This is a genomic window from Blautia sp. AF32-4BH (genome assembly GCF_003460565.1).
Classification (GTDB): domain Bacteria; phylum Bacillota; class Clostridia; order Lachnospirales; family Lachnospiraceae; genus Fusicatenibacter; species Fusicatenibacter saccharivorans.
Genome location: NZ_QTVL01000025.1, coordinates 1 through 13,094, shown reverse-complemented (window position 1 = coordinate 13,094; position 13,094 = coordinate 1). Strand labels below are relative to the sequence as shown.

Sequence of the window (13,094 nt, the reverse complement as noted above, 5' to 3'; positions counted from 1 at the left end):
ACTCCCGGAGGACTTCATCGCCGTACTTATCAAGCATCCGTACCAGAAAATCAATGCACCGCTCAAATTCAATATTCTGTTGCATAAGCTCCTCCCGTCATTGTTTTGATCTGAGCTTATTTTACAGAACCTGCCGGAAAACCACATTGAATAGAAATTGATTGTAAATTGACACAATCAATTTAAAAATATCCGCATTTTCTTGAATCGAATATATGTTCGTGTTATGATAGATATACTTAATCTTAACTACGAAAGGGGAATTTCTATTGAATCGATGCGATTTTTCTTCTATTAGCACTTGCAAAAAAATCATATCAGCGAAAGTAATCAAATGAGTCAGCCTGATTTTTTATACGAATTATTTGAAGATTTTATGGATGATCCGGCAAATCAGGATTTTTCTATGGATAATGGTCTGGTTTGTCGTTGGCTGACCGGTCAAGCAAAGATCAGTCCCAAAATATCTGCCTACTATTCCAAACCCAGTAATCAGAAAAAACTGGCAGAAACCATTCACCAGAATCTGCTTCCATTGATGTCTGACTGCAATATGGCTATGCAGGATATATACACATTATTTATACAAGATGACACCATCTCCGATGCCAAAAAGAAAAATCTGGCTTCTCTGTACAAACCAGCCAGCTCACGTCTGCTTTTTCTTGCAAAGCTGATTTCTTTGGGCATGGAGCGACAATTTATCAAACGTGATACTAAAAATCAAAAATTAATTGCCGGAGGTGCCCTGTCACCCATTGTGCTGGATTATATTATGGACAGTGAGGTTCCGAAACCATGCCGTCATTTTATCGGAAGAGATAAAGAACTGGAAGAATTATATACCATGCTTGAAGAAAACCGTCATGTTTTTCTTTGCGGAATTGCCGGTATTGGAAAAAGCGAACTTGCCAAAGCCTACGCAAAACATTGCAAAGAGCATTACACTAACATTCTATATGTAGAATATACCGGCAATCTTCATCAGGATATTACTGACATGGATTTTATTGACGATCTGCCGGAAAGCACTGAACAGGAACGGTTTCAAAGACATAACCGTTTTCTGCGTTCCCTGAAATCTGATACTCTGTTGATCATAGATAATTTTAATGTCACTGCTACACAAGACAGCTTTCTGTCAGTAGTATTAAAATATCGCTGCCAGATTTTGTTTACAACCAGAAGCAGACTGGATGAATACTGTACTCTGCCATTAAAAGAAATATCAGATATGAACGCTCTCTTCCAACTGGCATCAGTATTTTATTCAGCGGCAGACACGTACCGGGCAACAGTTGAAAAAATCATCGAAACTGTTCACTCTCATACTTTTGCCGTGGAACTGGCAGCAAAACTTCTGGAAAATGGAATCTCGACTCCAGACCAGTTATTAACAAGACTTCAGGCGGAAAAAGCATCTTTCCATAACGAAGATAAAATTAAAATAATCAAAGATGGACAAAGCAGCAAAGCCACCTATTACAATCATATCCATACGCTGTTTTCTCTATACACTTTATCTCTTAAACAGCAGGATATCATGTGTAATCTATGCTTTCTTCCTTCCACCGGTATTTCTGCCCGTATATTTGCCAAATGGCTGGAACTGCCCACACTAAATGAAATCAACGATTTAATTGAGACTGGTTTCGTTCAGACAACAACACGTCGCACACTCTCTCTGCATCCGATGATTTAGGAAATCACTCTTTCAGAGACAAAACCATCTGTAAGTAGTTGCCACACATTGCTGGATTCTTTACAGCACATATGTTTAATGCATGGAATGGAAGTAGATTATTATAAAAAGCTATTTCAAACAATAGGAAATATCTTAGATCTGATTGAAAAAGATGATATGCCAAAGTATCTGCTTTTTTTGGAAAATGCATTTCCATACATGGATAACTATAACTATCACAAAGGTATGAAGGAAATCATTCAGGAACTGAAGGTACTGTTAAAGACAAAAAGCATTGGCACCGACTCTGACCGGGCGTTATTACTGGATTTTCAGGCAGCCCTTGAAACCCAACCTGAAAAAGCAATAAAACTGGAAAAAAATGCACTTGCCCAGATAGAAAATATCACTGCTGACAATGCTCGCCTCGTTTCTAACCTTCATGCCAATCTCGGAGGACTTTACCGCATGAACGGTTATCCCGATCTTGCAAGAGAACACATGGAAAAAAGCATCTCACTGCTTGACCAATTTAACCTGCTTCATATAAATGACAGCATACCTCAGATTGCCAATTATGCAATGTTCCTGACAAAACAGCAGGAACCCGAAAGAGGAATCTCCGAATTGCAAAAATTATCCGGTATCATCAAGGAATACCATTCCGATGAATGTCTGGATTATGCCAAAGTACAGGAAAACCTTGCAACCATTTATCTGATGACCGCCAATCTTTCACAAGCCAAAACACATTTTAAAAAAGCTTTCAAAATATATGAAAAGATCTTGGCTGATGAGCCTGAAATGATTGAAGCAAAATATCGGGAGATTCAGGAGTTATATCCACAGATTGGATTTTCCATTGGAAAAACTCTATCTGGTCTTTTAACATAATACGTGCAATTTAAGGCGGGCAACTTGCCCGCCTTAAATTGCACGTATTATGCTTTGATTTTTCCAGAAAATATTTTACTTACTTTGTTTTTCATGAGTATGAATACAATTTTTACTTATTTCCGTATCTGCGAAAACTCTTATAAATAAAAGGCAGTAAGGCTATTGCCATCACGGTATACATTACCATTACAAGCGGAATTTGTCGAAATACACAATTCCCAATCTGATAAATAAGTGGGACTTTTACACTTGCCTGTACATTTGTCAAAATTGTTGGTATCAAATTGAAAAGCGTTGTATACCCAGAAAGTGCCCGTCCTATAAATGGCAATAAGCAATATAAAAAGAACGGAATGCAAACAGCGACACTAATTGTATGCATTTTAGCCGCTACTAACATAGACACTGAAGCCGCCAGCATACTGGCTATAAATCCACATACAACTGTCAACAAATAGTATTGTCCATATGACATAATGTAAATACTATATGCCTGATACATTTGATAGGGTGTATTCATACCACTGGTTCCCATAATTCCAAAGCAAATCACACTAAGTAATATAATTCCCATACAATAAATCATAACTGTCGTAACTATTCCTGCCAGTATTTTTGTTTTAACAGCTTTTGTACGTCCATACTTTGTAGAGAAAAATACTGCATCTGCTTTTGTCTGAAAATCATCTGCAAATATTCCAGCACAAATAAAACCAACTATGATTGCCAGAATAATAGAATACGTTTCTACATACATAATCATAGTATCCCATGAACTATAAGATTCGTATTCTACTGGTAATTTTATTTCATTATATTTCTTTTCCAAGTATTTTTTCTGAACAGCAGTCTTTCCATATTCTTCTGCCATCTTTTTCATATTTTTATGATAAGTGTTATAGAACTCTTGTATATTTTCTTCTGTAATTTGATTCAGAACACTTTCATCATATTCTGCATCCGGTGTTAATACCGATATTATAAAACCCCTAATATCATCTATCGGTTGTAATGTCGTTCCGTAAATCGCATTTTCTTCTGAGGATTGTGTCACCGCATTTTTATTTTGTTCTATAACTTTTCCAAGTTCATCTTCTGTCAATGTACCTTTCCATGCTCGTCTGTTATCTGTAAGTTTTCTTGTTGCCATAATTCCAGTACTAGCATTTCCATTCTCATCCACATAGCGATTACTTGTAACTGCAAATCCGCTAAAAATGACAGCAAGTATCAATGCCAATCCGATTGCAAATACATTAATTTTCTTTGAAAAAATTCGTTTTAATTCTAATTTAAGCATCTTGTTTTTCCTCCGATTTTTCTCCAAAATAAAATAGAAATGCATCTTCCAGATTTTTTTCTACAGCCACAGCATCTTCTGTTGGCTTTTCTATTGAAATAATTCTAAGCTCTGCTCCGGTTTTTGTTGTTTTTATATTTCCAACCAAATATTCATTCATATATTTGTCTATCATACTTCTCGAAACATTACATTGCCATACCTTTTCTTTCATAGAAGATACTAAATCTTCCGCAGTACCTGCATAAAAAAGTTCTCCATCTTTCATTAACATAATGTTATTCGCAATGTACTCAATATCCGATACAATATGTGTAGACAAGAGCACCAAACGTTCTTCCGATAATTCACTAATTAAATTACGAAAACGTATTCTTTCATTCGGGTCTAATCCAGCGGTAGGTTCGTCCAGGACAAGAATTTGCGGATCGTTTAACATCGCCTGTGCTATTCCTACACGTCTAACCATTCCTCCAGACAAATTCTTCATTTTTCTTTTACTGAATTTTTCCATTCCTACTTGATTTAATAATTGCTTCACTTTTTTTCTGGCAAACGGCATTTTTAACCCTTTTATAGAAGAAATGTACATCATATAATCATATACGGTCAAATCTGGATAATATCCAAAATCCTGTGGTAAATATCCCAGAACTTCTCGGTATTCACCTCCTAGTTTCCATATATCTTTACCATTCCATAATATTTGTCCTTCTGATGGTTGAACAATCGTACAAAGCATACGCATTAATGTGGTCTTTCCTGCTCCATTTACTCCAAGCAGTCCATAAATTCCTTTTTCCATAACACAATTCACTTTATTAACAGCATTTACTTCTCCGTATTGTTTTGTTACATTTTTAAATTCTAATTTCATACGTGTAATCCTCCAAAATTTTTTCATCAAATACTAATGACTTCTGAACACAAAAAACAAAATATACAAAAGTCAATATCAGCATAGCCACCCATACCGGAGTTACAATTTTCTGATAAATAACATCATTTGCAACAATCATCATCCATAAACCAACCCATACCAGACAAGAAAGCACTGCTATATATTCTGATTTTTCCCATCTGCTGTACAATACACGAAAACATATACAACATGAAACATTTACCGGAAGCAAAAAATTAACCACCAAATCACTTAACGAGAGTATTGTTGTTTGATATGTAATTGCCAAAAACACCATAACGATCACCAGATCCACTACTCCAAACATTAACATTCTTGCTGTACAAATCTGACGCAGTGTGTAATAAGACGCCTGCTCAATCTCAATCGCACCATTTCTTCTGTTTTTCCAAATTTCCGGGATAATCAGAACCACAAATATTGTGGCAGATATTCCCATAATCCTCATCATATCTTTTATGTCTGACGTATAATTACTCAACCATATCCATAGACACATAAGAACACAACCTTGTAAAATCCACCATCTTTTTTTTATGAATTTTGTCTGCTCATACAAAAATTCAAAATAAGATGTTCTATGCGATTGTTTCGATAAAACCGACTCTGACAAAATATTCTGACATGCTTTTACTGTTTTGTTCTCTGCTTCAGCCCTTACATACTTTTCTTCAATCTCCTCTTTATATTCCTTTATTTGTTGCTTATAATTCTTCATCTTTTTTCACCTCCAACTCTTTCATTAAAAGTTCTTTTGCTCTTCCGATTCGATATTTTACAAGAGAAAGTTTGATATGAAGTAATTCTGCAATTTCTCTTTGCTTCAATTCCTGAAAAAAATATAAAACTGCCGTTTCTCTAATTTCTTCCGGTAACTTTCTCACTGCCTGTTCAATAGTTAATCGGACTCCTAGCTCTTCTACATGATTTTTACTACAGTCCTCTGATTTTAGCAGTTCCTCTGATGGAATATCTTTTTTCTTTTTGTAATAATTTTTAACGGTATTTCCGGCAATTGTATAAAGATAATTCTTAACTTTTCCATATTCTTTATATCTATATAAATTGGAAAAGAAACGTGTAAACACTTCTTGTGTCAAATCCTCTGCCTCATATGGATCATTGATATGTAGCAAACAATATTGATATATACTTGAGTAATATTTTTTGACCAGTTTTTCACACGCATCTTCATCTCCTGCTCTTGCTAGATGTACTAACAAAGAATCAGTTTTGTATTCCATTCGCAAATTTGCCTCCCTCTGTTTTCTAAATAATATAACAATCCTACTATAAAAAAAGTTAGGATTCTTTTGTTTTTATTTATATTTTTCTAAAAAGGCGCATGGATTCATCAAATCCATACGCCTTTTTTACACATTGTTATTATTCTTTCCGAATCCTTTCAACAATGCTTTCCCGACTCATCTTTTCAAACTGATACTTTGGTATCACATACGCAATCCCAACCAAAATTGGAATCATAAGCACACATGGCACGATTGTAAGATGCAGCCGGAAGAAAAATGCCGTACCGAGCGTATTTACTAAAATCTGCTTTGCTCCAAATACAATTAGCAATACTGCAATCACAAATGCGCCTCCCAAATATAGGAATCCCTCAGTCACTAGCATTTTCGATACCTGTTTTTTCGTCATTCCCACAACTTCCAAAAGTGCCAGTTCTTTTTTTCTGCTGATTACAGAGGTTGCTGTTGTATTAAAGAAATTCATAATGCCAATAAAAGCTAAAATAACAACAAGAAAACTACCGATCATATAATATTTACTGACATACCGCTGAAAGCTCTCTTTCATGTCCAATACAGAAAACACGTTGATCATATCATTTTCTTTCAAAATATTTTTATCAATGTATTCTTTTATCTGCTTGTCCTCGCCCTTCTTTGCATCAATGGCAGCATACATGGCTGATTCATTTCCTGTCTGGGTGATATACTCCTCTTCGGGAACCAATACCGTGATATAGATACAGTCCGCATACGGATAATCCAATGCATATGGCATCAGTGCTTCTCCGATGACTTCGTAATCTTTTTGGTTTCCATTTTTGTAATCCATCTGAAAAATACCCCCAGTCTGATAATAAGAAACCGGACGCTCTGCATATTTATTACCATAATCTACAAGCACATAATTTCCGCTTTTAAATGTATCCCAAGAGCATTTTTCCCCTCTCCATTCTAATTTGTCAAACACCGACTCGCTGATTCCGAGAAAATGAACACTTACTGTATTGGAAGCCTTTGCCTCTTCCCAAACCTGTTTTTCATAATCGTTCCAGTTTTTTTCATATTTATCTGCGAATGCTTCCCATGTTTTCAGAAGTTCCGGCTCCATCTTGTGGGTTTCCTCAGAATAATACACATATCCTGTCTTAGCACTATCAGGACATTCGTCCAGAATCTCTTTGATTTCAGGTGTAATACCGTTGAAATTCGTATTTAACAAACTTCCCGTCATCTGATCCAGTTGAAAATCGGAAGCTAAAAGCACTTTTCGGTAAGAATCAAAATCATATCCCTGCACCAGCATCACGATACAGTTGACAACCACCATAGAAAGAGCGATAGAAAGCATAACAATCAATCCCTTTTTCCAATTTCGTAACACATTTTGAACTGCCATTCCCCACCAGGTTACAGAAGTATTCTTTTTTATTTTCCTATGTGACTGCTCTCCCTCTGCCAAACGCAGAGCTTCCACAGGAGATACCCTTTCCACCATTTTACAAGCCTGCAGACTAGAGAGATACACCGTTAAAAGTGTCAAAAGCGCTGCTGCAAGAAAAATCAAAGGATTTGCTGATACTACTGTCTGAGCAGTCTGTCCTGCCTGTGCACTAATTTCAGCATCTGCTGTCAAGGACGGAGCCATACAAAGACCTGCAAGATAACCACAAAGCAATCCGATTGGAATACCAATAGCTGATAATCTCCACGCCTGCATACGTACAATTTTTTTCAACTGCTTTCCCGTTGTTCCCACGTTCTTTAGCAATCCGTAAGCCCGGATATCAGTTTTCACAGAAATGTTAAAGATATTATAAATAATCAGGTATCCAGCTAATATAACAAATAGAATCATTATAATTAAGGAAGAAAATGAAAATGAATCCTCTTCAAAGAGATTATATGCCGGATTGACTTCCATTCCTGTCCCAGCTCTCGTAAATCCCGCTGCTTTAGATATCTTTTCCGTTTTCTTTTCCAGATTCCAAAGGTTCTTGTACCAGAGAAAATACTCTTTTCCTCCATTGTAGATACCATTTTCTAATTCTTCCTGCGTAACGGGATAACGATTCTCCTTTGCATAGGCTTCGGATACCCAGACCATCTGACCTAAAACAGCTTTGTCTCCTTGCCAGAATCCACATATCTTAAACGTATCTGTCTTATATTGTTTCAGCATGGGATTTACTTCCCAGGTCAGCGTTACTTCTTCCCCAATCTTTTGTGTAACTCCCAGAGATTCCAATACCATGCTGCTAAGTGCTACTTCATTTTCTTTCTCCGGCAGTCTTCCTGTGGTTGGCAGACAATTAAAACTTTCTGCCGTATTTTCATCTGCATATCGGACCTCTACGGAAAAACCAAACCTTTCGTCCATTCCAGCTCCCAGAAAAATACCGGAACCATATCGCTTAACATCTTCACTCTGTTCGATTGTTTGCTGCAATCGCTTTGCATCTTCTTCTGACAGATTCTGTGCACTGGCATGGGCAGAATCCATAAACTGCTTAATTTCCGTTGCTCTTTTGGAAAGAATCATAGATACACTTCCCACAAAGAGACTTGTGAATAAAAGGGAAGTCAGAATGATTGCAATAACGGCAATAACATTCCTGGCGCGATTCATTTTCATAAAACGACTCGTTAATAATCGCAACGTCTCTTTATTCTCTACTTTTACCATAAAATCGCCCCCTGCTATACCACACCACTGTCTGAAACAATTTTTCCGTCTTCTATCTGTAAAATCCGGTCTGCCATCTGGGCAATCTCTTCATTATGGGTGATCATAACGATGGTTTGGTGAAAACGCTTACTGGTTACTTTCAGAAGCCCTAATACATCCTGACTTGTCTTCGAATCCAAATTTCCAGTCGGTTCGTCAGCGAGCAAAATGGCAGGTTTTGCAGCTAAAGCCCTCGCAATTGCCACTCTCTGCTGCTGTCCGCCGGATAGAGCACTTGGCAGATTTTCCAATTTTGTTCGAATACCAAGTGTATCAATGATTTCATCTACATATTTCTTTTCAATCTTTTTTCCATCCAGCTTCACGGGAAGAATAATATTCTCCCATACATTCAACATCGGAACCAGATTATACTGTTGAAATACGAAACCAATATTCCTGCGTCGGAAAATGGTAAGCTCTTCATCTGTCATATGGCTTAAGTTCTGTCCATCCACAATTACCTGCCCAGATGTTGGATTATCTAATCCTCCAATGATATGAAGCATCGTAGACTTTCCGCTCCCGGAAGTTCCAACAATCGCTACAAACTCCCCCTTTTCCACTTCTAAATTTACACCATCAAGGGCTTTGACTTCTGTTTCTCCTTGTCCATATATTTTTTGTAAATCTACCGTTTTTAATATATTCATGTCTTCCTCCCTGTCTTATATTTTAAAAAAGCCTGTATTGCTCTTTACAATACAGACTTTATCACAACAATGTCTCTATCCGGTTTCTGAAATATCACAGTTTTGATACTATTCCTTTTTTGATATCGGGAGAAACACAGAAAAGATAGAGCCCTTTCCTCTCTCTGATGTCACTTTTATATACCCTTTTTGTGCCTGAATAATCTCTCTTGCAAGGAATAAGCCAATTCCTACTCCTGGCTGGTCTGACACTGACAGACTCCGATAAAACCTTCCAAATATCTTTGGTATTTCTTCTTTTTCTATTCCAATGCCATCATCAATAATATCAATCTTTACAAAGAAAGAATTCTGCTCAGCTTTTACCTGAACATTTCCCCCACATGCTGTGTATTTAATCGCATTATCTACAATATTTCCGAGTGCCTCCACAGTCCATTTTGGATCACATAGAACATGCAAATCCGTGTCACATAGGCTCAGAGTAATATTCTTCTCCCTTGCTTTCACGCTAACCTGCTGCTGTATGGATTCAAGCATCTGTGTAATAGTAGTATCCTCCGAATGTACTGCGATAATTCCACTCTCCATCCGTGATAATTTGACCAATGATTGTATCAGGAAATCTAATTTCTCTGTCTGCTCCAAAATGGTATCTATCTCCTCCTGATTTTCATGATTTGTTTCAGAGAGTATTTCACCATAAATTTTCAAATTTGAAATAGGAGTCAACGTCTGATGCGCAATGTCGGAAATAAGTTTCTGTATCACTTCTTTTTGTTCCTGTTGGTTCTTTCTTGCCAGAAAGCTACTGTCTAAATGTTGTTTCATGCTGTTTTCAAGAGCAGAGTACTTTTCTTCTGATATTTCTGTCCGTTCCAGTTCTCCATCTATAGCACAATCCAGCATTTGCTGCAGCCGGTTCAAAAGCTTTTTTTCTTTCTGATAAAAAATGCTATGCCAGAAGATTCCACTTAAAACAAATATTCCTACAATCAATATAATTATTTCTATCATCCATTCACCGCCCAGGTATAACCAATTCCATAAACCGTTTTGATATATTTAGGCTTCTGCGTATCATCTTCTAATTTGTCTCTGAGACGTTTAACTGCAACAGTCAGAGCATGAGCATCCACAAACTCTGTATCTCCTTGCCATACCTCGTCAATCAGGTATTCTCGCTTCACTACTTTTCCTCTGTTTTCGCACAGCACTTTCAAGAGTTTTTGTTCTGTCTTACTCAGTTCAATAAGTTCTCCATTTTTGAAAAATTCCATTTTATCGAAATAGAACTCGAATCCATCAAACTCCATAGAATTCTTAACTACTGCATCTTTATTTCTAAGCTGCACAGACACTCTTGCACGCAAAACCATCAAACTAAACGGTTTCGTAATATAATCATTTGCCCCAGCGTCCAATCCTGTTACGATATCTACTTCCATGTTATTTACTGTAAGCAGGATAATCGGCACCTGACTGTTTTTCCTTATTTCTCTTACAAAATCAATCCCATTCCCATCCGGCAAGTTCACATCTAATAAAACCAATGTGATATCTTCCTTTTTCAAGATTTCTCTAGCCTCCTGCAAAGTCTGGCACTGATAAAAGAAATAGGAATCATTCTTCAATGCGAGACGTATTCCATCATTTAATTTTTTGTCATCTTCAACAATCAGTAAGTTTTCACTCATATTTTCTCTGCTTTCTTTCAAATTACGCTAATTGTATCATTGCCAGTTTTATAAATCAAATTATTAAATCAAAATCTCCGGCAGAAATTATCTTATAAACAGAAAAATACTCCCGAAGGGGCTTTCCACGTTTTAAATGTACACTAATTCTCTTAACACAACCTCTTCTGCATCATTCCATATTTCCCATGAAGAATGTTGTAAATTAGTACTATCCACAACGATAACAGGTAATTTAATTATTCGTATTTTTTCCCGATAATGTAAATCGAAACTACCATACCGCCTAATATCATAATTAGGAAAATTTTATTCAAAATATCCCATAAAGCTATATTGAAACAATTGATTATTATAATACCTGCAAGAGGATATAAAACAACTGTTGCAAGTATCCATATTTTTAAAGTTGTGCAGATATATATCCAATTTCCATTGTTAAAAGATAAACCAACTAGATGTATTCTAAAAATTCCTTGTGAAACATAATTTATCTTGTTGGCATCATAATATGTTGGTAATATGTCTTTTGCAAAGAAACAAAACCATGCACCAAATAAAAGCATTCCCCCGGTAACTAGCAATATATCCCTTTTCATCTCAGCTAACGAACTTCCAGATACAACTAACATAATAATTTCTGTAATAGATATAAAAAAACATAACAAATATGCTAATATCCAGTTTTTTCTATGCTGGTGAATAGAATCCCTAACAGCCATATCGAGAGAGCCTACTACCAATTCCTCGATTTCTTTTTTATCAATATTTTTCTGTGTATCTATTTTTTCTCCACGTAACAATTCTGTAACGGTAACATCTAATATATCAGCTATTGGTATGAGTAATACGACATTGGGCATACTAAGACCACGTTCCCATTTGCTAACTGTTTTATCTGATACATATAATTTTTCAGCCAAATCCTTTTGAGTTAAATTCTTTTCCTTTCTTAATTCGGTTACAAATAAACCGAATTTTTCATTACTAATCTGATACATATATCCACCTCCTGCACACATATTATAATGAGAGTGTAAATAAATCAATCGACCAGCAGTAGAATTGCAGAATATTAGCACATAATTCATCAAATAATCTCCCCATCATGAGCTCGACCGTGCTATCCGCTGTGGAAATAATACCGGTGCTTCTGTCTACAATGATAGAGGCATTCTCTTCTTGTAAAATACAAAAATTGTCAAATTTTAATAGTTTCTGCATTTCAGTGCATAAACTTAATTTTTTTCATGAGTTTATGCTTACTCTTTCCATGTTGATTTCAATTGCGATATTTATGTTACTGGTTCGAATGCTTATATGCTCTCCTCTGAATATGCTACCTATTTATCAGGCAGATGCGTAGAAATAAAGATGCTTCCATTGTCCTTCTCTGAATTTTTAACATTCCATGATTTTGAAATAAGAGAAACCAAAAGTGCGTTAGGTGGCACACGCAAGCAAGCATTTGATAAAACCGGCGAACACTATGAACTCCAAGCGCTCACACTGTTCAGGCCTATGTGAATGCGCTACTGGAAGCATACTTCTTCTATGACATCAAGAGATTTGATATTAAAGGAAAGGAATTCTTACGTACTCTTGGAAAGTATTACATCGTTGATATCGGACTTAGAAACTATCTGCTTGGATTCAGGGATCGTGATAGCGGACATGCAATAGAAAATGTTGTTTACTTTGAACTGCTACGTAGAGACTATGATGTCTCTATTGGTAAAGTGGATAATTCCGAAGTGGATTTTATCGCAACAAAAGTAGATGACAAACTTTAAGTTCAGGTCACAGAGTCCATGTATATCAATACACCGGTACCGGTGGCGAGGAAAAAACTATCAAACATCCGCTGTATCGACTGATTCACGATGAACCAAATCCGGAAATGCTAACATGAGACTGTGAGAAAAAGTCTGTAAATAAGATTCTTCTATGATAATAAAGGGTG

Annotated in this window: 9 protein-coding genes and 2 pseudogenes; 2 read left to right on the top strand and 9 right to left on the bottom strand. The window is 36.3% G+C overall.

What is annotated here, in order from left to right:
* Nucleotides 1–334 precede the first annotated feature (334 nt).
* Nucleotides 335–2,578: pseudogene (locus tag DWZ44_RS19400) on the top strand (tetratricopeptide repeat protein).
* 112 nt (nucleotides 2,579–2,690) lie between these two features.
* On the opposite strand, the gene DWZ44_RS17260 reads toward DWZ44_RS19400, so the two are convergent.
* The 9 genes from DWZ44_RS17260 to DWZ44_RS17220 all read right to left on the bottom strand — a co-directional run bounded on the left by DWZ44_RS17260 (nucleotide 2,691) and on the right by DWZ44_RS17220 (nucleotide 12,132).
* Nucleotides 2,691–3,881, bottom strand: coding sequence for an ABC transporter permease (locus DWZ44_RS17260; protein ID WP_055265598.1), 1,191 nt, complete (start codon nucleotides 3,879–3,881; stop codon nucleotides 2,691–2,693).
* Nucleotides 3,874–4,758, bottom strand: coding sequence for an ABC transporter ATP-binding protein (locus DWZ44_RS17255; RefSeq protein ID WP_005338319.1), 885 nt, complete (start codon nucleotides 4,756–4,758; stop codon nucleotides 3,874–3,876). The genes DWZ44_RS17260 and DWZ44_RS17255 overlap by 8 nt, the downstream gene beginning before the upstream one ends.
* A complete protein-coding gene (locus tag DWZ44_RS17250; protein WP_117805393.1) occupies nucleotides 4,742–5,521 on the bottom strand; it encodes a hypothetical protein in 780 nt (259 codons plus the stop codon). The genes DWZ44_RS17255 and DWZ44_RS17250 overlap by 17 nt, the downstream gene beginning before the upstream one ends.
* A complete protein-coding gene (locus DWZ44_RS17245; RefSeq protein WP_005348545.1) occupies nucleotides 5,508–6,047 on the bottom strand; it encodes an RNA polymerase sigma factor in 540 nt (179 codons plus the stop codon). The genes DWZ44_RS17250 and DWZ44_RS17245 overlap by 14 nt, the downstream gene beginning before the upstream one ends.
* A 142-nt stretch (nucleotides 6,048–6,189) precedes the next feature.
* Nucleotides 6,190–8,739 (bottom strand): ABC transporter permease, encoded by a 2,550-nt coding sequence (locus DWZ44_RS17240; protein ID WP_117805392.1) that lies wholly within the window; start codon nucleotides 8,737–8,739, stop codon nucleotides 6,190–6,192.
* A 14-nt stretch (nucleotides 8,740–8,753) separates the two neighbouring features.
* The gene (locus DWZ44_RS17235; RefSeq protein ID WP_055265588.1) at nucleotides 8,754–9,434 is read right to left on the bottom strand and encodes an ABC transporter ATP-binding protein; all 681 of its coding nucleotides are present in this window, start codon (nucleotides 9,432–9,434) and stop codon (nucleotides 8,754–8,756) included.
* A gap of 108 nt (nucleotides 9,435–9,542) precedes the next feature.
* Nucleotides 9,543–10,451 carry a sensor histidine kinase gene (locus DWZ44_RS17230; protein WP_117805391.1) on the bottom strand — a complete coding sequence of 303 codons (909 nt, stop codon included), beginning with the start codon at nucleotides 10,449–10,451 and terminating at the stop codon, nucleotides 9,543–9,545.
* Nucleotides 10,448–11,131: a response regulator transcription factor gene (locus DWZ44_RS17225; protein WP_055265584.1), complete on the bottom strand. Its 684-nt coding sequence runs from the start codon at nucleotides 11,129–11,131 to the stop codon at nucleotides 10,448–10,450. Before DWZ44_RS17225 ends, DWZ44_RS17230 begins: the two co-directional genes overlap by 4 nt.
* Before the next feature lie 239 nt (nucleotides 11,132–11,370).
* Nucleotides 11,371–12,132: a helix-turn-helix domain-containing protein gene (locus DWZ44_RS17220; protein ID WP_055265582.1), complete on the bottom strand. Its 762-nt coding sequence runs from the start codon at nucleotides 12,130–12,132 to the stop codon at nucleotides 11,371–11,373.
* A gap of 283 nt (nucleotides 12,133–12,415) precedes the next feature.
* Here DWZ44_RS17220 and DWZ44_RS19395 point away from each other — a divergent pair.
* Nucleotides 12,416–12,900, top strand: a pseudogene (locus DWZ44_RS19395) (AAA family ATPase); the annotation flags it as partial.
* Nucleotides 12,901–13,094 lie beyond the last annotated feature (194 nt).

What these genes read in the sequence shown, in the direction of transcription:
- DWZ44_RS17260 (WP_055265598.1), bottom strand. Translation starts at nt 3,881, where the DNA reads ATGCTTAAATTAGAATTAAAACGAATTTTTTCAAAGAAAATTAATGTA.
- DWZ44_RS17235 (WP_055265588.1), bottom strand. Translation starts at nt 9,434, where the DNA reads ATGAATATATTAAAAACGGTAGATTTACAAAAAATATATGGACAAGGA.
- DWZ44_RS17220 (WP_055265582.1), bottom strand. Translation starts at nt 12,132, where the DNA reads ATGTATCAGATTAGTAATGAAAAATTCGGTTTATTTGTAACCGAATTA.
- DWZ44_RS17255 (WP_005338319.1), bottom strand. Translation starts at nt 4,758, where the DNA reads ATGAAATTAGAATTTAAAAATGTAACAAAACAATACGGAGAAGTAAAT.
- DWZ44_RS17230 (WP_117805391.1), bottom strand. Translation starts at nt 10,451, where the DNA reads ATGATAGAAATAATTATATTGATTGTAGGAATATTTGTTTTAAGTGGA.
- DWZ44_RS17240 (WP_117805392.1), bottom strand. Translation starts at nt 8,739, where the DNA reads ATGGTAAAAGTAGAGAATAAAGAGACGTTGCGATTATTAACGAGTCGT.
- DWZ44_RS17225 (WP_055265584.1), bottom strand. Translation starts at nt 11,131, where the DNA reads ATGAGTGAAAACTTACTGATTGTTGAAGATGACAAAAAATTAAATGAT.
- DWZ44_RS17245 (WP_005348545.1), bottom strand. Translation starts at nt 6,047, where the DNA reads ATGGAATACAAAACTGATTCTTTGTTAGTACATCTAGCAAGAGCAGGA.
- DWZ44_RS17250 (WP_117805393.1), bottom strand. Translation starts at nt 5,521, where the DNA reads ATGAAGAATTATAAGCAACAAATAAAGGAATATAAAGAGGAGATTGAA.